At 59.4% G+C, this 18,393-nt stretch carries 19 protein-coding genes; 11 read left to right on the top strand and 8 right to left on the bottom strand.

Annotation, left to right across the window (positions count from 1 at the left end; all coding sequences use genetic code 11):
• Window positions 1-60: 60 nt before the first annotated feature.
• The 3 genes from CKW21_RS27455 (at window position 61) to sthA (ending at window position 4,426) form a co-directional block, all read left to right on the top strand.
• Window positions 61-1,524 (top strand): glyceraldehyde-3-phosphate dehydrogenase, encoded by a 1,464-nt coding sequence (locus CKW21_RS27455; RefSeq protein WP_095196996.1) that lies wholly within the window; start codon window positions 61-63, stop codon window positions 1,522-1,524.
• A 272-nt stretch (window positions 1,525-1,796) separates the two neighbouring features.
• Window positions 1,797-2,825, top strand: coding sequence for an FAD:protein FMN transferase (locus tag CKW21_RS27450; protein ID WP_095196995.1), 1,029 nt, complete (start codon window positions 1,797-1,799; stop codon window positions 2,823-2,825).
• Between the two features lie 206 nt (window positions 2,826-3,031).
• On the top strand, window positions 3,032-4,426 hold the full coding sequence (gene sthA / locus CKW21_RS27445; RefSeq protein ID WP_095196994.1) for a Si-specific NAD(P)(+) transhydrogenase: 1,395 nt from the start codon (window positions 3,032-3,034) through the stop codon (window positions 4,424-4,426).
• Window positions 4,427-4,468: 42 nt separating this feature from the next.
• Here the strand turns inward: sthA and CKW21_RS27440 are convergent, their stop codons facing one another.
• Window positions 4,469-5,191, bottom strand: a complete 723-nt coding sequence (locus CKW21_RS27440; protein ID WP_095196993.1) for a glycerophosphodiester phosphodiesterase — start codon at window positions 5,189-5,191, stop codon at window positions 4,469-4,471.
• Window positions 5,192-5,205: 14 nt separating this feature from the next.
• Window positions 5,206-5,787 (bottom strand): PilZ domain-containing protein, encoded by a 582-nt coding sequence (locus CKW21_RS27435; protein WP_095196992.1) that lies wholly within the window; start codon window positions 5,785-5,787, stop codon window positions 5,206-5,208.
• 94 nt (window positions 5,788-5,881) lie between these two features.
• Between CKW21_RS27435 and CKW21_RS27430 the strand changes: the two genes are divergently transcribed.
• The 3 genes from CKW21_RS27430 (at window position 5,882) to CKW21_RS27420 (ending at window position 9,131) form a co-directional block, all read left to right on the top strand.
• Entirely contained in the window at window positions 5,882-7,132 is a 1,251-nt protein-coding gene (locus CKW21_RS27430) for a lipoprotein-releasing ABC transporter permease subunit (protein WP_095196991.1), read from the top strand.
• A gap of 7 nt (window positions 7,133-7,139) precedes the next feature.
• Window positions 7,140-7,823: a lipoprotein-releasing ABC transporter ATP-binding protein LolD gene (gene lolD / locus CKW21_RS27425; protein WP_170948751.1), complete on the top strand. Its 684-nt coding sequence runs from the start codon at window positions 7,140-7,142 to the stop codon at window positions 7,821-7,823.
• A 63-nt stretch (window positions 7,824-7,886) separates the two neighbouring features.
• Window positions 7,887-9,131, top strand: coding sequence for a lipoprotein-releasing ABC transporter permease subunit (locus CKW21_RS27420; protein WP_095196989.1), 1,245 nt, complete (start codon window positions 7,887-7,889; stop codon window positions 9,129-9,131).
• Window positions 9,132-9,228: 97 nt separating this feature from the next.
• On the opposite strand, the gene CKW21_RS27415 is transcribed toward CKW21_RS27420, so the two are convergent.
• Window positions 9,229-10,578 (bottom strand): heavy metal sensor histidine kinase, encoded by a 1,350-nt coding sequence (locus CKW21_RS27415; protein ID WP_095196988.1) that lies wholly within the window; start codon window positions 10,576-10,578, stop codon window positions 9,229-9,231.
• A complete protein-coding gene (locus CKW21_RS27410) occupies window positions 10,578-11,258 on the bottom strand; it encodes a heavy metal response regulator transcription factor (RefSeq protein ID WP_095196987.1) in 681 nt (226 codons plus the stop codon). The genes CKW21_RS27415 and CKW21_RS27410 overlap by 1 nt, the downstream gene beginning before the upstream one ends.
• A 158-nt stretch (window positions 11,259-11,416) precedes the next feature.
• Between CKW21_RS27410 and CKW21_RS27405 the strand changes: the two genes are divergently transcribed.
• Entirely contained in the window at window positions 11,417-11,929 is a 513-nt protein-coding gene (locus tag CKW21_RS27405; RefSeq protein WP_095196986.1) for a plastocyanin/azurin family copper-binding protein, read from the top strand.
• A 61-nt stretch (window positions 11,930-11,990) separates the two neighbouring features.
• Window positions 11,991-12,821, top strand: a complete 831-nt coding sequence (gene queF, locus CKW21_RS27400) for an NADPH-dependent 7-cyano-7-deazaguanine reductase QueF (RefSeq protein WP_095196985.1) — start codon at window positions 11,991-11,993, stop codon at window positions 12,819-12,821.
• 106 nt (window positions 12,822-12,927) lie between these two features.
• Here the strand turns inward: queF and CKW21_RS27395 are convergent, their stop codons facing one another.
• Both CKW21_RS27395 and CKW21_RS27390 read right to left on the bottom strand, forming a co-directional pair.
• Window positions 12,928-13,191, bottom strand: a complete 264-nt coding sequence (locus CKW21_RS27395; protein ID WP_095196984.1) for a DUF4404 family protein — start codon at window positions 13,189-13,191, stop codon at window positions 12,928-12,930.
• A 124-nt stretch (window positions 13,192-13,315) separates the two neighbouring features.
• Window positions 13,316-13,945 carry a phosphatase gene (locus CKW21_RS27390; RefSeq protein WP_095196983.1) on the bottom strand — a complete coding sequence of 210 codons (630 nt, stop codon included), beginning with the start codon at window positions 13,943-13,945 and terminating at the stop codon, window positions 13,316-13,318.
• A 200-nt stretch (window positions 13,946-14,145) separates the two neighbouring features.
• Between CKW21_RS27390 and CKW21_RS27385 the strand changes: the two genes are divergently transcribed.
• A complete protein-coding gene (locus CKW21_RS27385) occupies window positions 14,146-14,835 on the top strand; it encodes a VacJ family lipoprotein (protein WP_095196982.1) in 690 nt (229 codons plus the stop codon).
• A 59-nt stretch (window positions 14,836-14,894) separates the two neighbouring features.
• Here CKW21_RS27385 and CKW21_RS27380 read toward each other — a convergent pair whose 3' ends face one another.
• Window positions 14,895-15,194, bottom strand: a complete 300-nt coding sequence (locus CKW21_RS27380; protein WP_095196981.1) for a PilZ domain-containing protein — start codon at window positions 15,192-15,194, stop codon at window positions 14,895-14,897.
• 275 nt (window positions 15,195-15,469) lie between these two features.
• Here CKW21_RS27380 and rssB point away from each other — a divergent pair, with 275 nt between their 5' ends.
• Both rssB and rssC read left to right on the top strand, forming a co-directional pair.
• Complete coding sequence (gene rssB, locus CKW21_RS27375) at window positions 15,470-16,651, top strand: two-component system response regulator RssB (protein WP_095196980.1); 1,182 nt, start codon at window positions 15,470-15,472, stop codon at window positions 16,649-16,651.
• A complete protein-coding gene (gene rssC / locus CKW21_RS27370) occupies window positions 16,651-17,133 on the top strand; it encodes an anti-sigma factor antagonist RssC (protein WP_095196979.1) in 483 nt (160 codons plus the stop codon). The genes rssB and rssC overlap by 1 nt, the downstream gene beginning before the upstream one ends.
• Before the next feature lie 246 nt (window positions 17,134-17,379).
• On the opposite strand, the gene tal is transcribed toward rssC, so the two are convergent.
• Window positions 17,380-18,306, bottom strand: a complete 927-nt coding sequence (tal, locus tag CKW21_RS27365) for a transaldolase (protein ID WP_095196978.1) — start codon at window positions 18,304-18,306, stop codon at window positions 17,380-17,382.
• Window positions 18,307-18,393: the final 87 nt, after the last annotated feature.

Raw genomic sequence — 18,393 nt, 5'->3', positions numbered from 1 at the left:
GCGCGCATTGCTACGTGAAGCACGGGGCGGCATAATGTAGCCCCTTTTTTCTGCCCCTACATGTGGAAGGTTCCCGTGACTCAGAAGCCCGACCAGTGTCTTGGTGAATGGATCGACCGTGAAGCACTCGCAGAAGCGATGATTCCGCTTATCGGTCAGCTCTACCGCAATAACAACGTGGTGAGCTCGATCTATGGCCGCAGCCTGATCAATCGTTCAGTCATTGCGATTCTCAAAGCTCACCGCTTTGCTCGTCACCGTCAGTCCGACGACAGCGAGCTGTCCGTCCACGAAACATTCCCGCTGCTCAAGGCGATGAGCGAGCTCAAGCTCGGCGCCGCTTCGGTAGACCTGGGCAAGCTGGCGGCCAAATTCAAGGCTGAAGCCAATGGCCGTACTGCCGAGCAGTTCGTCCGTGAAGAACTGGCCGACGTGGTGGGTCAGCAGAACGCTTCCGGCCGCAAAGGCACCGACGTTGTCCTCTACGGCTTCGGTCGTATCGGCCGTCTGCTGGCGCGCATCCTGATCGAGAAAACCGGTGGTGGCGACGGCCTGCGTCTGCGCGCCATTGTCGTCCGCAAGGGCGCCGAGAACGATCTGGTCAAACGCGCCAGCCTGCTGCGTCGTGACTCGGTCCATGGTCCGTTCGATGGCACCATTACCATTGATGAAGCCAACAACACCATCACCGCCAACGGCAACCTGATCCAGGTTATCTACGCCAAGAGCCCGACCGAAGTCGACTACACCCAGTACGGCATCGAAAACGCTCTGATCGTCGACAACACCGGTGTATGGCGTGATGCTGATGGCCTGGGCCAGCACCTGGCCTGCCCGGGCGCTGCCCGCGTAATCCTCACCGCACCTGGCAAGGGCGCGCTGAAGAACATCGTTCACGGCATCAACCATGGCGAAATCACCCCGGACGACAAGATCATCTCGGCGGCTTCCTGCACCACCAACGCCATCGTGCCGGTGCTCAAGGCAGTCAACGACAAGTACGGCATCGTCAACGGCCACGTCGAAACCGTTCACTCGTTCACCAACGACCAGAACCTGATCGACAACTTCCACAAGGGCAGCCGTCGTGGCCGCGCCGCGCCGCTGAACATGGTAATCACCGAGACCGGTGCCGCCACCGCAGCCGCCAAGGCACTGCCAGTGCTCAAGGGCAAGCTGACCGGCAACGCGATTCGCGTACCTACGCCGAACGTGTCGATGGCCATCCTGAACCTGAACCTGGAAAAGGCCACCACCCGCGAAGAAATCAACGAGTACCTGCGCCAGATGGCCATGCACTCGGATCTGCACAAGCAGATCGACTATGTCAGCTCGCAGGAAGTGGTTTCCACCGACTTCGTTGGCTCGCGCCACGCTGGCGTTGTGGATGCCGAGGCGACCATCACTCAAGATAACCGCGTTGTTCTGTACGTCTGGTACGACAACGAATTCGGTTACAGCTGCCAGGTGGTTCGCGTGATGGAAGACATGGCCGGTGTAAACCCGCCAGCATTCCCGCGCTAAGCCTTAGCTGCACATGAAAACGCCCCGACTTTGGTCGGGGCGTTTTTGTTTGTGCGATGGAGCTACGAGTGTGTTGTCTGGTCCGGCCTCTTCGCGAGCAGGCTCGCTCCCGCAGGGGTATGTGTGCGCCGCAGGCTCCATGTGGGAGCGAGCCTGCTCGCGAAGGGGGAATCTCAGCCGGCGTGAGGGTGTCTGATACACCGCTTTCCCAGGCTCGCTCCCACCTTTCTATCGCATAATGGCCGGAATTGGCGTTGTGCCGGGGTTGTTCCATGGGAGGGGATTCGTTGAACTGGCGGCTGTTTGGAATAGTAGCGTTGGCTGGCATCCTCTCAGGCTGTGATAACAGCGACTCCCTGGGGGCTTTCGGCGGTCCGACCATGGGCAGCACGTACTCAATCAAGTACGTACGCCACGCCGGTCTTCCTGCTCCTGCACAAGTCCAGGTCGAAGTCGAAAAAATCCTGACTGAAATCGACCGGCAAATGTCGACTTACCGCAGCGACTCCGACATCGCCCGCTTTAACCAGTTACCCGCCAACCGTTGTCAGAAAATGCCCGCGTCGATCCTCGAATTGGTCCGCGTTGGCGAGCGGTTGTCGGAACAAAGCGAAGGGGCGTTCGATTTGACCGTGGAGCCGCTGCTCAATCTCTGGGGCTTCGGCCCTCAGGCTCGCGAGGAAAAAGTCCCGACTGCCGAAGCGCTTGCCGAAGTACGGCAGCGAGTGAGTCACTCACATTTGCGTATCGATGGCGATCAGCTGTGCAAGGATGCCGCCGTCGAAGTCGATTTCAACAGCGTTGCCGCCGGTTATGCGGTCGACAGGATCGCCGCCAGGCTCGAAGCATTGGGCATTCACAATTACCTCGCCGAAGCCACCGGTGAGCTCAAGGCGGCCGGCAAGAAGCTCGATGGCTCGCCGTGGCGCATTGCCCTGGAGGCGCCTCGCGACGATCAGCAAGTGGCCGAGCGCATCGTTGCCATCGACGGTTATGGCCTGTCCACCTCCGGCGACTACCGCAATTATTTCCAGCAGGGTGGGCAGCGTTATTCCCATACCTTCGATGCCCGGATCGGTGCACCGGTCTCACACACGCTGGCCTCGGTCACGGTGATTCATCCTTCTGCGTTAATGGCCGATGGCTTATCGACGCTGTTGCTGATTCTCGGCCCGGAGCGCGGTTGGGATTACGCAGAAAAACATGATATCGGCGCATTTTTTGTGATTCGTGCCGATACAGGTTTCGTCACACGCACCAGTCACGCTTTTGCACGCCTCAGCGGCGGGGAAACCGAGTGATTGCGGTGTTAAAGCATTGAAAACTGGTGTTCTGGTGCAGGCGAAAGTAGCCTACGACGCGACCAAGGGTTAATGTGCGCGGCGTTGACGCTTCTATAGACTGTGTCCGGGTTCTGCACTGGCCCCAAATTGTTCCTTCACGCCACAGATCGGCGTGATTTAGCCGCAGGTGCCGATGGCGCCACGGCCTGTTCTGAGGAGTACGCATGGCTGTCTACAACTACGACGTGGTGGTGCTGGGTTCCGGCCCGGCGGGAGAGGGCGCGGCAATGAACGCCGCCAAAGCAGGGCGCAAGGTGGCGATGGTCGATAGCCGTCGCCAGGTCGGCGGTAACTGCACCCACCTGGGTACCATCCCGTCCAAGGCACTGCGTCACTCGGTCCGGCAGATCATGCAGTTCAACACCAACCCGATGTTCCGGGCCATTGGTGAGCCGCGCTGGTTCTCGTTTCCGGACGTGCTGAAAAGCGCTGAAAAAGTCATCTCCAAACAAGTCGCTTCGCGCACCGGTTACTACGCCCGTAACCGCGTCGACGTGTTTTTCGGCACCGGCAGCTTTGCCGACGAGCAAACCGTCGAAGTGGTCTGTGCCAATGGCGTGGTCGAAAAACTGGTGGCCAAGCACATCATCATCGCCACCGGCTCGCGTCCGTATCGTCCAGCCGACATCGATTTCCACCACCCGCGTATCTACGATAGCGACACCATCCTCAGCCTCGGCCACACCCCGCGCAAACTCATCGTTTACGGCGCCGGCGTGATCGGTTGTGAATACGCCTCGATCTTCAGCGGCCTGGGTGTTCTGGTCGAGCTGGTGGATAACCGTGGTCAGTTGCTGAGCTTCCTCGACTCGGAAATTTCCCAGGCCCTGAGCTACCACTTCAGCAACAACAACATCACCGTTCGCCACAACGAAGACTACGACCGCGTCGAAGGCGTGGACAACGGTGTGATCCTGCATCTGAAGTCGGGCAAGAAGATCAAGGCCGACGCCCTGCTCTGGTGTAACGGCCGCACCGGCAACACTGATCAGTTGGGTCTGGAGAACATCGGCGTGAAGGTCAACAGCCGTGGCCAGATCGAAGTCGACGAGGCTTACCGCACCGGTATTCAGAATATCTACGGTGCAGGCGATGTGATCGGCTGGCCAAGTCTGGCCAGTGCCGCCCATGACCAGGGTCGTTCGGCCGCCGGCAGCATCGTCGATAACGGCAGCTGGCGCTTTGTGAATGACGTGCCGACCGGCATCTACACTATTCCGGAGATCAGCTCGATCGGCAAGAACGAGCAGGAGCTGACCCAGGCCAAAGTGCCTTATGAAGTGGGTAAGGCGTTCTTCAAGAGCATGGCGCGTGCGCAGATCGCCGGCGAGCCGCAAGGCATGCTGAAGATTCTGTTCCACCGCGAAACTCTGGAAGTACTGGGCGTGCACTGCTTCGGTTATCAGGCGTCGGAGATCGTGCACATCGGCCAGGCGATCATGAACCAGCCGGGCGAACTCAATACCCTGAAGTACTTCGTCAACACCACGTTCAACTACCCGACCATGGCCGAAGCCTATCGGGTCGCGGCATACGACGGCCTCAACCGGCTTTTTTGAGTGGCTCCGGCCGGTGGCCTGAGCCGGCCGGGGAGACCGATTTCAGCAATTCTCGAGCGTGGCAGTGGCCAAACCGGGAAAGTCTGTAATCAGGCTGTCAACGCCGAAGTCGGCGAGTCTGCGCATCAGCGCGGGCTCGTTGACTGTCCACACCGACACATGCAGCCCCTGTCGCTGTGCCTTCTGCAGGCGTTCCGGCGTGCACAGGGTCCAGTTCAGCGCCAGAATCTCGCAGCCGTAGCTTGCCGCGACCTTCAGCGGGTCGAGCCAGGCGTATTCGGCCACCAGTCCCCTGGACACATCCGGCACCAGGTCCACGGCGGCTTTCAGCACTTCGCGCGAGCTCGAGGTGATGGTCACCTTCTCCAGCAAGCCATGCCGTTGCACCATTTCACGGATGGCCAGTACGGTGGTCGCGGCGCGGGTGCGTGAAGCGCTTTTGACTTCCAGTTGCCAGTGATCGAAATCGCATTTTTCGAACAGTTCTTCCAGCGTTGGAATCGGGCAAGGCTTGATCCAGCCAGGCCCGCCCTTGCGCGCGTCGTAGGTCACCAGTTCGGCCGCGGTATGTTCCACCACCTTGCCGCGCCGGTCGGTGGTGCGCTTGAGCGTCGGGTCGTGAATGACCATCAGCTCGCCATCACTGGACAAGTGCAGGTCGAGTTCACAGCGGCGTACGCCGTGCTTGAGACATTCCTGAAAACCGGTCAGGGTATTTTCCGGTGCTTCGCCCTTGGCGCCGCGGTGGCCGTAGATGAGGGTCACGGTTCTTCCTTAAATTAATTGCCTGATTCGAGTAGTTCGCGGGCCTGGCGTCGATCCTGGGCCTGCTTCTGCAAAATATGACGGGCCAGCAATTGTCGCTGGGCATCGGTCAGGTGCTCGAACTCGGTGCCGACGTCGTAACCATCGCCCTTGCGGTCGCAATGGGTGACGCGGGCGCGCAGCAGCAGGCCCAGCGCTTGCGGCATCAGCACCAGCTTGACCGACAGGTGTGCGCCGGCGGCAATCGGGGTGGGGTGCTGAAACTCGATGCCACCCTCGGAGATGATCACCGGCTGCGGCTCGCCGATCTGCCCGAGCACGGTGAGGGCGATCACCTGGCTCAGCAAATCGATGCGCTTGTTCTGGGATTTCAGGAACGCCGAAAGGGTTCGGTCGCGCTCGCTGATCTGGCGCAACAGGTGTTGCGACTCGAATTCGCTCAGGTGCAATTCGCTGAGCACATTGAAGAGTGGGGAAGCATCCTGCAACACTTCCTGGCCTGCGGCTTCGAGAGCGGACAGGGGCCGAATTTCCAGTGCGATCGTGTCCTCGATACGGTAGTATTCGCGGCGATCTTCTTCATCTAATGTCGACATGGCGAACCCATGGTAGCGGCGGTGGTCTGAGTGTAAAGCTGGTTATCGACCCCCGCCACAAGGACGTTCCTTTTCCCTCCGAACAAGCCCCGACATGTTCAGACCTCTCTTCGTATTTATCGGCACGCGTTATACCCGTGCAAAGCGTCGCAATCATTTTGTGTCATTCATTTCCCTGACTTCGATGATCGGGCTCGCCCTTGGCGTGGTCGTGATGATCGTGGTGCTGTCGGTCATGAACGGCTTCGATCATGAGATGCGTACCCGCGTGCTGGGCATGGTGCCCCACGCGACCATCGAGGCCGGTGAGCCGATCAGCGATTGGCAGGGCCTGGCCACCAAGGTCAAGCTGAACCCGCAGGTGACGGCCGTGGCGCCGTTCACCCAGATGCAGGGGTTGCTGACCAACAACGGCAAAGTTTCCAAAGTCCTGCTCAATGCCATCGACCCGGCGCTGGAGCGCCAGGTCTCGATCATCGATCACTTCATGCAGCAGGGCCAACTCGACGACTTGAAGCCCGGCGAATTCGGCATCGTCATCGGCGACAAGGCGGCGGCCAAGCTCGGCGCGGCGGTCGGTGACAAGCTGACATTCGTGGCACCGGAAGTCACCGTGACCCCGGCCGGGATGTTCCCGCGCATGAAGCGCTTCACCGTGGTCGGCATCTTCCATGTCGGCGCTGGCGAGATCGACGGCTACCTGGGTATCACCAATCTTCAGGATCTGGCGCGCTTGCATCGCTGGAAACCGGATCAGGTCCAGGGCATTCGCCTGAAGTTCGATGATCTGTTCCAGGCGCCGCGCACTGCGTGGAGCATCGCCCGGGAGCTGGGTGAGGATCACTACTACGCCCGCGACTGGACCCGCACCCACGGCAACCTGTATCAGGCAATCCGTATGGAAAAGGCCATGATCGGCCTGCTGTTACTGCTGATCGTCGCCGTCGCCGCCTTCAACATCATCTCCACGCTGGTGATGGTGGTGAACGACAAGAAGGGCGACATCGCGATCCTGCGCACCCTCGGCGCCACGCCGGGCACCATCATGCGTACATTCATGGTGCAGGGTACGGTCATCGGCGTGGTCGGCACGGCCATCGGCGCAGTGGTGGGGATCTTCGCCGCGCTGAATGTCAGCGCCGCGATCTCGGCGCTGGAAGGTCTGATCGGGCACAAGTTCCTCAACGCCGACGTGTACTTCATTGATTACCTGCCGTCGCAGGTGCAGAGCCAGGACGTCGTGATGGTCTGCTCCGCGGCGTTGGTCCTGAGTTTCCTCGCCACCTTGTATCCAGCCTGGCGTGCCGCGCGCACCCAGCCTGCGGAGGCGCTACGTTATGAGTGAGTCGGGCATGAGTGATAAAGCAATCTTGAGCTGCCGCAACCTGGGCAAATCCTACGAGGAAGGCCCGGAGTCGGTGGAGGTACTGGCCGGTTTGCAGCTGGAGCTGCACCCGGGTGAGCGCGTGGCAATTGTCGGTAAATCGGGTTCGGGCAAAAGTACCTTGCTCAATTTGCTCGGCGGCCTCGATACGCCAACCAAGGGCAGCGTCTGGCTCGACGGCGAAGAACTTTCGGCACTGAGCGAAAAGAATCGCGGCCTGCTGCGTAACCGAGCCTTGGGGTTCGTGTATCAGTTCCACCACCTGTTGCCCGAGTTCACTGCACTGGAAAACGTCTGCATGCCGTTGTTGATCGGCAAGACCGCGATTCCGGAGGCTCGCAAGCGTGCTACCGCATTGCTGGAGCGAGTGGGGCTGGGGCATCGCCTGGAGCACAAGCCGGCGGAGCTGTCCGGTGGTGAACGCCAGCGCGTGGCCATCGCCCGCGCCCTGGTGAACAATCCGGGCCTGGTGATGCTCGATGAGCCGACCGGCAACCTCGACTCCCACACCGCCGAAGGCATTCAGGATTTGATGCTGGAACTGAGCACTTCGATGCGCACCGCGTTCCTGGTGGTGACCCATGACATGAACCTGGCCCGCCAGATGGATCGCGTCCTGCACCTGCAGGAAGGTTGCCTTACCCCTATCTGATTGGTCGAAACCCGATGCCTGAGAAGGTGTCGGGTCTTTTATTTTTATACGGTGCCCCAGCGAATGTTCAGACCGTTATCGATCTTTATCGGCACGCGCTATACCCGCGCCAAGCGCCGCAATCGCTTTGTTTCCTTCATCTCGATGACCTCGATGATCGGCCTCGCCCTGGGCGTACTGGCGATGATCGTGGTGCTGTCGGTGATGAACGGCTTCCAGCGCGAAATGAGTTCGCGCATCCTCGGCATGGTGCCGCACGCGACCATCGTCGGCGTCAATCCGATTGATGATTGGCAGCCGGTGGCCGCCGCCGCGATGAAGAATCCGGAAGTCACCGCGGCCGTGCCGTTCACCGAGATGGAAGGCATGCTGTCTTACAAAGGCACCATGCAGCCGATCCAGGTCAGTGGCGTCGATCCGGCGCTGGAAGGTCAGGTGTCGATCGTGGCCAAGCACATCGTCCAGGGGCGGCTGGATGCCTTGAAGCCGGGTGAGTTTGGTGTGGTGATCGGCGAAATCACGGCACGCCGCTTTCGTTTGAACGTCGGCGACAAGATCACCCTGATCGTGCCGGAAGTCAGCACGGCACCGGGCGGTATTACCCCGCGTATGCAGCGCCTGAACGTGGTCGGTGTGTTCAAGGTCGGTGCCGAACTGGACGGTTCGATGGCGTTGATCCACGTCGCCGACGCCGCGCAGATGCAGCACTGGGAACCGAATCAGGTGCAGAGCGTGCGTCTGGCGGTAAAGGACCTGTACGCCGCGCCACAGGTGTCGAGCACCATTGCCACCGGCCTGGGCGAGGCTTACAAGGCTGACGACTGGACCCACACCCAGGGCAGCCTGTTCAGTGCGATGAAGATGGAAAAAACCATGATCGGCCTGTTGTTGCTGATGATCGTTGCCGTTGCGGCGTTCAACATCATCGCAACCCTGATCATGGTGGTGAACGACAAGGGCGCGGACATCGCGATCCTGCGCACCATTGGCGCCACGCCGCGGCAGATCATGGCGATCTTCATGGTCCAGGGCACGGTGATCGGGATTGTCGGCACGCTGATCGGTGGTGTGCTTGGCGTGATCGCAGCGCTGAACGTGAGTGAACTGGTGGGCTGGGTGGAGCGGGTCAGTGGCCAGCACATCTTCAGTTCCGATGTGTATTTCGTCAGCAACTTGCCGTCTGAATTGCAGGGTGGGGATGTGCTGTTGATCTGCTCGGCGGGGTTCATCATGAGCTTTCTGGCCACCGTTTACCCTGCCTGGCGCGCGGCGAAGATCGAGCCGGCTACTGCGTTGCGCTATTCGTAAGCCGCAAGACCGCTTTCGCGAGCAGGCTCGCTCCCACAGGTGCTGCACGATCCTTGTGGGAGCGGGCTTGCCCGCGATGAGGCCGGACCTGCCGGCCTCAATCTCCCTTTGGTAACTCGATCACGAACCGCGTCCACCCCTGATCCGATTCACAACGAATCTGCCCACCATGTGCCCGGATGATCGATTGGGTAATCGCCAATCCCAACCCTGCATGCTCACTGCTACCTTCATGACGCGCCGGATCGGCCCGGTAAAAACGGTCAAACAGACGCGGCAGCAAGTCTTCGGAAATCCCGTCACCGCTATTTTCGACTATCAGGCTCAAGCCTTTGGGCTGATCCTCGATTCGAATCAGAATCTCGCCATCGACCGGGGTAAACCGCAACGCATTGTCCAGCAAATTGGACAGCGCCCGTCGCAGCATGCTGCGGTCGCCCTCGATGCGGGCCTTGCCGTCACTGCTCAATTTCACCCGGGCGTCTTCGGCCAGCGGCGCGAAAAACTCCAGCAAGACATCCACTTCCTCCGCCAGATCCAGCGGTTCGCGCTTGGGCATCAACAGGCCGTGATCCGCTTTCGCCAGATAAAGCATGTCGTTGACCAGTTGCGCCATCCATTGCAGCTCTTCCAGGTTGCTGTGCAGTGCTTCGCGATAGTCCTCGATGGGGCGCGGGCGGGTGAGGGTGACCTGGGTGTGGGTCAGCAGGTTCGACAGCGGGGTGCGCAACTCATGGGCGATGTCGGCGGAGAACGCCGACAGGCGCTGAAAGGAATCGTCGAGACGTCCGAGCATGGCGTTGAAGTGGTGGGCCATTTCCGCCAGTTCCGGCGGCATGTTTTCTGCCGGCAAGCGTGCGTTGAGCGATTGCGCCGAAACACCGCTGGCAACAGCGCTCATGCGCCGTAACGGCCGCAAGCCGCTGCGGGCTGCCCAGGCTCCGAGCAACGCGGTGGCCAGGGCCGACAAACCTACCGTCAACCAGATCAAATGCTGCATGCGTTGCAGGAAATGCTGGTGATGGGTGATGTCCAGCAGCAGGGTCAATTGCGGCGAATCGGGCTTGTCGGTAAACAAGGGGGCATTGAGGACGCGGTAATCGGTGCCGTCGTTGTTGAGCGTCGACAGCCCGGGTTTTTGCGGGAGTTTGTCGGGCAGATTCGCCGAACTGTCATACCAGTGCTTGCCATCGCTGCCGGTGATGCGCAGCGACAGATCGGCTTGGCGGCTCAACTCATCGGCCAGTCTGACGTCGCTGTCGCTCGATTGAATGTCATGAAGCGCACGCCGCAAACCAATCAACTTGCCATCCAGCAGTTGCTGGTCCAGCTCAATGAAGTGCACTTCGCTGGCGCGGCTGAACAGCACCCCGGCGAACAGCGACACCACCGCCGTGCACGCTGCAAACAGCAATGCCAACCGACTGCTCAGCGAAAGTCGACGCATCAGGCGAGGCGCTCTTCAAGTACGTAACCCATGCCGCGTACGGTGTGGATCAGTTTGTTGGGGAATTCATCGTCGATTTTCAGGCGCAAACGGCGAATGGCGACCTCGATGACATTGGTGTCGCTGTCGAAATTCATATCCCACACCTGGGACGCAATCAGCGATTTGGGCAGCACTTCGCCCTGACGGCGCAGGAGCATTTCCAGCAGGGAAAATTCCTTGGCGGTCAGGTCGATGCGCCGGCCGCTGCGTTCCACGCGACGGCGGATCAAGTCCAGACGCAAGTCGGCCAGTTGCAGGCTGGTTTCCTGGGGCGTAGCGCTGCCTCGGCGCAACAGGCTGCGCACCCGGGCCAGCAATTCGGAAAAGGCGAAGGGTTTGACCAGGTAATCGTCGGCGCCGAGTTCCAGGCCGTGGACCCTATCTTCCACGGCATCCCGTGCGGTCAGAAACAGGACCGGCGTGTCCAGGCCGGCCCCGCGCACCGCTTGCAGAATCTGCCAGCCGTCGCGACCGGGCAGCATCACATCGAGAATCAGCAGGGCGTATTCGCCGCTTAGCGCCAGTTGCTGGCCGGTGTTGCCATCGGCCACCAGCTCGGTATTGAAACCGGCCTCGGTCAGGCCCTGGCGCAGGTAGTGGCCGGTTTTCGGTTGGTCTTCGACAATCAGCAGTTTCATGGGCGACTCAGGCATCTTGATGGAACGAAAGCTTTATACCGTGGGCGGCGACGGTGCAGGCCAACCTGACAAAGTTGTAATCCGGCTGTCAGGTTGCGGGCAGCGGTGGCAGTTTAGAGTTTTCCACAGGCTGAACCTTATTTTGTTGGAGTAAGACGATGTTTTTGCGCAAAACCGCGGCGCTGACCGCCTGTATGTTGGCATTGAGTTCGCCGGTGTGGGCGTTAGAAGGGCATACCTATGACTTCGGCCAACCTGCGTCGGCGGCCAAGGCGAGCCGCAGTGTCGAGGTAGTGATGGGCGACATGTCGTTCACCCCCAAGACCATCGACATCAAGGCCGGAGAGACCGTGCGTTTCGTGCTGGTGAATAAAGGCCAGTTGTTGCACGAATTCAACCTCGGTGACGCGGCGATGCACGCCAGGCACCAGCAGCAAATGCTGCAAATGCAGCAAAGCGGTATGCTCACGCCTACAGGCGTGAAGGCAATGGACCACGGTGCCATGGGGCATGACATGAAGCATGATGACCCCAACAGCGTACTGGTGGAACCGGGTAAAACCGCCGAGCTGACCTGGACTTTCAACAAGGCCACCAACCTCGAATTTGCCTGCAACATCCCCGGTCATTACCAGGCTGGTATGGTCGGCAAACTGACAGTCAGTCAGTAAGCACTCAAAGGCGGGAGCAAAGGCTGTTAGAATCTGCTGATTCTTCAGTCAGGTTTCCGCCATGCATCCCGCAGCCGAACACTCGCCGCTGGGCAAATCCAGCGAATACATCGCCACTTACACACCGTCCTTGCTGTTTCCGATCCCGCGTACCGCAAAGTGGGCCGAGCTGGGCCTGACGGCTGAAACCCTGCCGTACAAGGGCGTGGACTTCTGGAACTGTTTCGAACTGTCGTGGCTGTTGCCGTCGGGCAAGCCAGTGGTGGCGATCGGCGAGTTCAGTATCCCGGCGGATTCACCGAACATCATCGAATCGAAGTCGTTCAAGCTGTACCTCAACTCCCTGAACCAGACGCCGTTTGCCGATACGGCGAGCCTTGAGGCGACGCTGGTCAAGGACCTGTCAGCAGCTGCCGGAAAACCGGTTGGCGTGCGTGTTCGCAGCCTGAAGGATGTCGAAGCCGAAGGTGTCGTGGCGCTGCCGGGCGTGTGCATCGATGAGCTGGATATCAGCGTCAGCAACTACGAGCATCCGCGTCCGGAGCTGCTGCGTTGCGACGAATCACGCATTGTCGAAGAGAGCGTGCACAGCCATTTGCTCAAATCCAATTGCCCGGTGACCAGTCAGCCGGACTGGGGTAGCGTGGTGGTTGAGTACCGCGGCTCGGCGCTGGATCACGCCAGTCTGCTGGAGTACATCGTCAGCTTCCGTCAACACTCGGACTTCCACGAACAGTGCGTGGAGCGGATCTTTCTTGATCTGCAGCGTTTGCTGAAACCGGAGAAATTGACGGTGTATGCGCGCTATGTGCGGCGTGGCGGGCTGGATATCAATCCGTATCGCAGTACTGAAGAGGTGCAACTGCCGAACCATCGCCTGGTCCGTCAGTAAAGGTTTTCTGTAGGAGCGAGCTTGCTCGCGATGGAGTGTCAGCGACCTTGGCGTCGACTGATACACCATCGCGAGCAAGCTCGCTCCTACATTGCATCCGTTGGATTCAGATCCCCATGCTGTGCAGGGCCTGGCCAATCTGGCGCAGGGTGCCGGCGAGGGTCGGGTGTTCGAGTTCGAAGCGTTCGACGGCCAGATTGACGTTATCGGCGAGGTTGACGTCCTTGGTCTTGGTTTCGATCTCAAGCTCAAGTTCGATCTGTTGCATCAGTGCGCGCAGGTCTTCGCGCTCGGCTTCTGTCAGCGGAGGATTCTGTTCCAATTGCTCGCGCAGGGCATTGAGCTGTTCTTGCAGTTCGCGGGCAGACATGGCGTTCTTCCTTTTATCGATAGGCACTGGCATAGACCGCAGCAGTACGCCAAAGATCTATGGCTTACCTAAGATTAATCCACTCCCGCCCAACCTGCATGCCTTCATCGGTATGAGGCGGCGATCAGGGCTTTTCGCCCTTGAGCCGACGCAGGCTGATATCGGCCAGGCAGGTGTCGAGTTCACCCAGATGGTCAATCACCGAATGCACGCCCAAACCGAAGAGTTGCATGGTGGCCTTGCCGCGCTTGATGTCCCGTTCCTGCGGGGACAATGCCTGCCATTGGGTGGGTGACAGCCCGCAGAGCGAGCCGCAGGACGCCAAACCGATTGTCCACAGGCCGGCGTTGAGTCCCGATTGCAGCAAGCGCGGTTCGCCGCTGACCAGCACGCAGCCATCCAGCCGCTCGACGTTCAGCGACATCAGCGCTTGCCAGCACGCATTCGGTGCCGGCCAAGGATTGATTGTTGCAAGTTGTTGCGATGGCGACGAGGGTTTGATCCATTCCGGCAGCGCTACGGCCAGGGAATGGCTGAGGGCGGGGGGCAATTCATCGAGCCAGGCGCAGGGGATCTGTTGGCGCTGCAAGCTGTGCAAGCTCTCGAGGGCCCCAGGGGTGGCTTCGGCGTGTTCGACCGAATAACCCTCGAGCAGACGAGTAAGCGCGCCGAAATCCACCAGGCAACCACTGAGACCGAAGAGCACGGCGGTCAGGTTTGGCGCGGTTTGAGGCGATGTTTCGGCGTGCGGCATGTCAACGTCCCTGAAATAGCCTCAAAGCTAGGGATCGTCGGTGACAGTTGAATGACATGGATGTGAATCGCTCACAATCGACAGGCATCATGCGCAGGCGCGCGGGTGCGATGCTGCCTTAAACGGCGTTTACGTCTTATACTAGCGGTCTTTGCGTCGAGCCAAGCGCCCGGCGACTGTACAAATCCAAGGAGTTTTCTATGCGCTGGAGCAATCATCTAGCTCAACTTTGTGTGTGCGCCAGCGCGATGCTGGTTCCGTTCGTTGCCCAGGCAGCGTCGGAAGATGATCCTTGGGAAAGCATCAACCGTCCGATCTACAAGTTCAACGATGTACTCGATACTTATGCACTGAAGCCATTGGCCCAGGGCTACCAGTTCGTGACGCCGCAGTTCCTTGAAGATGGCATCCACAACATGTTCCGCAACGTCGGCGATGTGACCAACCTCGCCAACGATATCCTGCAGGTCAAACCCGCGGCAGCAGGTGTCGACACCGCACGATTGATCTTCAACACCACTTTCGGCCTGCTGGGTTTCTTCGATGTCGGCACCCATATGGGCCTGCAACGCAACGACGAAGATTTCGGCCAGACCCTGGGTTATTGGGGTGTGGGCAGCGGTCCGTATGTGATGCTGCCGCTGCTTGGCCCTAGCACCTTGCGTGATGCGCCTTCGAAGCTCGTCGACAGTTACACCGGCCCGTATCGCTACATGGACGATGTGCCGGTGCGTAATTCGGTTTTCGCGCTGAACATTGTCGATACCCGGGCGAACTTGCTGTCCACCGAGAAATTGATCACTGGCGACAAGTACACCTTCATTCGTAATGCCTACCTGCAGAACCGCGAGTTCAAGGTGAAGGACGGCCAGGTCGAAGACGATTTCTGATCCTGACCGACATATCGAAAAAGGCAGCCTTCGGGCTGCCTTTTTTCGTCTGGAACGGGTTAGTTCATCTTCAGGATTGTAAGGCCAAGTTTCTGACCGCCCCCGTGCTGCTCCTTCACCCACACCACTTCGGTGTCGGCTTCGAGTCCTTTGAGCGCGGCATGCTCGGATTCGATACGCACGTTAAGCCGGTCACCCACCGTGAACAAACGCGGCGCCTGCAGCTGCATCCCGCTGCTGGAAAGGTCGATGCAGACGGCGGGTACCTCATCCCCCTCATGAATCAGCGACACATCGGCATCGACTCGCATGCGGATGAAATCGCGCTTTTCGCTATAGTCCCGACTGGTTTGACTCATGGCCTTGGTCCTTCCGTTGGGTTACGGTTTTGATGGTTCTTATAACTCCCGGTGCTTTGAAGAGTGTAGACGTCAAGCGACCATCGGCGTGAGCTTGAAACGCCTCGCGGATGGGAGTACCGTCTGCGCCTTAGAAGGGCACCTCTGGTGTACATGTGTGTAGGGCAAACGCTCGAAAACGGTGCGACAGAGAGGCTAGAAAGCGAATCCAGTAGTGTGAGCCGGACCAACACCCGAGCCGCTACGCCAACCTAATTCTGGCGCCGTTTGCCCACATGCCAAAAACCAGTGCCACGCTGCTGATAATCGATGATGACGAAGTAGTGCGCGCGAGCCTCGCCGCCTATTTGGAAGACAGTGGTTTCAGCGTCTTGCAGGCCAGCAATGGCCAGCAGGGTCTTCAGGTATTCGAGCAAGACAAGCCCGACTTGGTCATCTGCGATCTGCGCATGCCGCAGATGGGTGGACTCGAACTCATTCGCCAGGTTACCGAGCTGTCACCGCAAACGCCGGTGATCGTGGTGTCGGGTGCCGGCGTGATGAACGACGCGGTCGAGGCGCTGCGCCTGGGTGCGGCGGACTACCTGATCAAACCTCTCGAAGACCTGGCTGTGCTTGAGCATTCTGTGCGTCGGGCCCTGGATCGCGCGCGCCTGCTGCTGGAAAACCAGCGTTACCGCGAGAAGCTGGAAAAGGCCAACCGCGAGCTCGCCGCCAGCCTGAACCTGCTCCAGGAAGACCAGAACGCCGGTCGCCAGGTGCAGATGAACATGCTGCCGGTCAGTCCCTGGGCCATTGACGAGTTCAAGTTTGCTCACCAGATCATCCCGTCGCTGTACCTGTCAGGTGATTTCGTCGACTATTTCCGGGTCGACGAGCGTCGGGTTGCGTTCTACCTGGCGGACGTTTCCGGTCATGGCGCCTCTTCAGCCTTCGTCACTGTGCTGCTGAAGTTCATGACCACGCGCCTGCTGTTCGAATCCAAGCGCAGCGGCACTTTGCCGGAATTCAAGCCTTCAGAGGTTCTTGGTCATATCAACCGGGGCCTGATCAGTTGTAAGCTGGGTAAACACGTCACAATGGTCGGTGGAGTCATCGACGAGGAGACAGGTTTGTTGACCTATAGCATCGGTGGTCATTTGCCGTTGCCAGTGTTGTACACACCCGACAGTGTTCGTTATCTGGAAGGGCGTGGTCTGCCGGTGGGCCTCTTCAACGAAGCCACCTACGAAGACCACGTGCTGGAGTTGCCACCGACGTTCAGCCTGACGCTGATGTCTGATGGCATTCTGGACCTTTTGCCAGAACCCACACTCAAAGAAAAAGAAGCTGCGTTGCCCCAACGGGTCAAGGCAGCGGGCGGCAGCCTGGATGGTCTGCGGCAGGTTTTTGGATTGGCCACGCTAGGGGAGATGCCGGATGATATCGCCCTGTTGGTGTTGAGCAGGAATCTTTAATGAGTACCGGTAGAATCCAGTTCGCCGAGCAGGATGGCACTTTCGTCCTCAAGTTCGTCGGTGAAGTTCGCCTGACCCTGTGTTCGGCGTTGGATGCGACTATTGAGAAAATCTTCACCGCGATGAATTTCAACGCGATCGTGATTGATTTGACCGAAACCCGCAGCATCGACAGCACCACGCTTGGCTTGTTGGCCAAGCTGTCGATCCTGTCGCGGCAAAAGGTCGGCCTGCTGCCGACCGTCGTCACCACCCACGAAGACATCACCCGTCTGTTGCAGTCCATGGGCTTCGAGCAGGTGTTCAACATCGTCGACAAGCCTGTGCCTTGTCCTGAATGCCTGGACGACCTGCCGGATCAAGACCAGTCCGAAGAGGTAGTGCGGATCAAGGTGCTTGAAGCGCACAAGATTCTCATGGGCCTGAACGATTCCAATCGTGAAGCGTTCCATGACCTGGTGAATGCGCTGGAGCGGCATTGATTCTCTGAAGTGATGTGGGCCGGACTGGCCCCTTCGTCGGAACGCCGCCCGGAGCCGGCTCGCCTCCACAGGTTCTTCGTTTAACCATTTAACCCGACAGCACCACAAACCCCCTGTGGGAGCGAGCCTGCTCGCGAAGGCGTCCTTTCAAACACCACGCCTGTCAGCGGTCAGCGAGCAATCAATCGCGCAGAAAAAAGGGCGAACCTGTGAGGGTTCGCCCTTTTTGCATTCCCACGGCTCAGATCACAGCTTGGCCTGCAGCAACGCCTCAAGCTTCTCTTGGTCACGAGCAAACTGACGAATCCCTTCAGCCAGCTTCTCGGTCGCCATGGCGTCCTCGTTGGACAACCAGCGGAACTGCGCTTCATTGAGGTTCAAGCGCGCTTCACCGGTATGACCCGGGGCCAGTTTGCGTTCCAGCTTGCCGGTATCCGCCGCCAGCTTGTCGATCAAGTCCGGGCTGATGGTCAAACGGTCGCAACCGGCCAACTGCTCGATCTGGCTCAAGTTACGGAAGCTGGCGCCCATTACCACGGTTTTGTAATCGTTGGCCTTGTAGTAGTTGTAGATACGTGTCACCGACTGCACGCCTGGATCATCGGCGCCGGTGTACTCGTTGCCGGTGGCTTTCTTGTACCAGTCGTAGATACGGCCCACGAACGGCGAAATCAGGAACACCCCGGCGTCTGCGCAGGCTGCGGCCTGAGCGAAGGAGAACAACAGGGTCAGGTTGGTCTGAATCCCTTCCTTCTCCAGGATCTCCGCAGCGCGGATGCCTTCCCAGGTAGAGGCGATCTTGATCAGCACGCGGTCGCGACCGATACCCGCTTTTTCATACAGCTCGATCAGACGGTGCGCACGCTTCAATACGGCGTCAGTGTCGAACGACAGGCGTGCATCCACTTCGGTGGAAATACGGCCAGGAATGACCTTGAGGATTTCCTGCCCCACCGCGACGCCAAAACGGTCGCTTGCCAGCCCGACATCGCCCTTGCAGTCGCTCACACAAGCATTCAGCAATTCGCCATATGCGGGAATGGCCGCGGCCTTGAGCAGCAGGGAAGGGTTGGTGGTAGCGTCCACCGGTTTAACGCGAGCGATCGCTTCGAAGTCGCCGGTGTCGGCAACCACGGTAGTCATTTGTTTGAGTTGTTCCAGCTTGGAAGTCATGGGCGTGCTCTGTCCTATGGGTCTGATGACATTACCCGAGCGCTGACAGCTGCTCAAGGGTGCAAACGTGTATCGGTGGCCCCAGTG

Source organism: Pseudomonas sp. Irchel 3A7 (assembly GCF_900187565.1).
GTDB lineage: Bacteria > Pseudomonadota > Gammaproteobacteria > Pseudomonadales > Pseudomonadaceae > Aquipseudomonas.
The sequence above is the reverse complement of the archived record's forward strand: the minus strand, read 5'-3'. Positions and strand labels throughout refer to the sequence as shown.

Excerpts from the sequence above, each read along its gene's own strand:
- CKW21_RS27430 (WP_095196991.1), top strand. The coding sequence starts at position 5,882 with ATGTTCAGACCTCTCTTCGTATTTATCGGCACGCGTTATACCCGTGCA.
- CKW21_RS27435 (WP_095196992.1), bottom strand. The coding sequence starts at position 5,787 with ATGTCGACATTAGATGAAGAAGATCGCCGCGAATACTACCGTATCGAG.
- tal (WP_095196978.1), bottom strand. The coding sequence starts at position 18,306 with ATGACTTCCAAGCTGGAACAACTCAAACAAATGACTACCGTGGTTGCC.
- CKW21_RS27395 (WP_095196984.1), bottom strand. The coding sequence starts at position 13,191 with ATGTCTGCCCGCGAACTGCAAGAACAGCTCAATGCCCTGCGCGAGCAA.
- CKW21_RS27390 (WP_095196983.1), bottom strand. The coding sequence starts at position 13,945 with ATGCCGCACGCCGAAACATCGCCTCAAACCGCGCCAAACCTGACCGCC.
- CKW21_RS27450 (WP_095196995.1), top strand. The coding sequence starts at position 1,797 with ATGGGAGGGGATTCGTTGAACTGGCGGCTGTTTGGAATAGTAGCGTTG.
- CKW21_RS27405 (WP_095196986.1), top strand. The coding sequence starts at position 11,417 with ATGTTTTTGCGCAAAACCGCGGCGCTGACCGCCTGTATGTTGGCATTG.
- CKW21_RS27415 (WP_095196988.1), bottom strand. The coding sequence starts at position 10,578 with ATGCGTCGACTTTCGCTGAGCAGTCGGTTGGCATTGCTGTTTGCAGCG.
- sthA (WP_095196994.1), top strand. The coding sequence starts at position 3,032 with ATGGCTGTCTACAACTACGACGTGGTGGTGCTGGGTTCCGGCCCGGCG.
- CKW21_RS27410 (WP_095196987.1), bottom strand. The coding sequence starts at position 11,258 with ATGAAACTGCTGATTGTCGAAGACCAACCGAAAACCGGCCACTACCTG.
- rssB (WP_095196980.1), top strand. The coding sequence starts at position 15,470 with ATGCCAAAAACCAGTGCCACGCTGCTGATAATCGATGATGACGAAGTA.
- queF (WP_095196985.1), top strand. The coding sequence starts at position 11,991 with ATGCATCCCGCAGCCGAACACTCGCCGCTGGGCAAATCCAGCGAATAC.
- CKW21_RS27380 (WP_095196981.1), bottom strand. The coding sequence starts at position 15,194 with ATGAGTCAAACCAGTCGGGACTATAGCGAAAAGCGCGATTTCATCCGC.
- rssC (WP_095196979.1), top strand. The coding sequence starts at position 16,651 with ATGAGTACCGGTAGAATCCAGTTCGCCGAGCAGGATGGCACTTTCGTC.
- CKW21_RS27385 (WP_095196982.1), top strand. The coding sequence starts at position 14,146 with ATGCGCTGGAGCAATCATCTAGCTCAACTTTGTGTGTGCGCCAGCGCG.
- CKW21_RS27455 (WP_095196996.1), top strand. The coding sequence starts at position 61 with ATGTGGAAGGTTCCCGTGACTCAGAAGCCCGACCAGTGTCTTGGTGAA.
- CKW21_RS27420 (WP_095196989.1), top strand. The coding sequence starts at position 7,887 with ATGTTCAGACCGTTATCGATCTTTATCGGCACGCGCTATACCCGCGCC.
- lolD (WP_170948751.1), top strand. The coding sequence starts at position 7,140 with ATGAGTGATAAAGCAATCTTGAGCTGCCGCAACCTGGGCAAATCCTAC.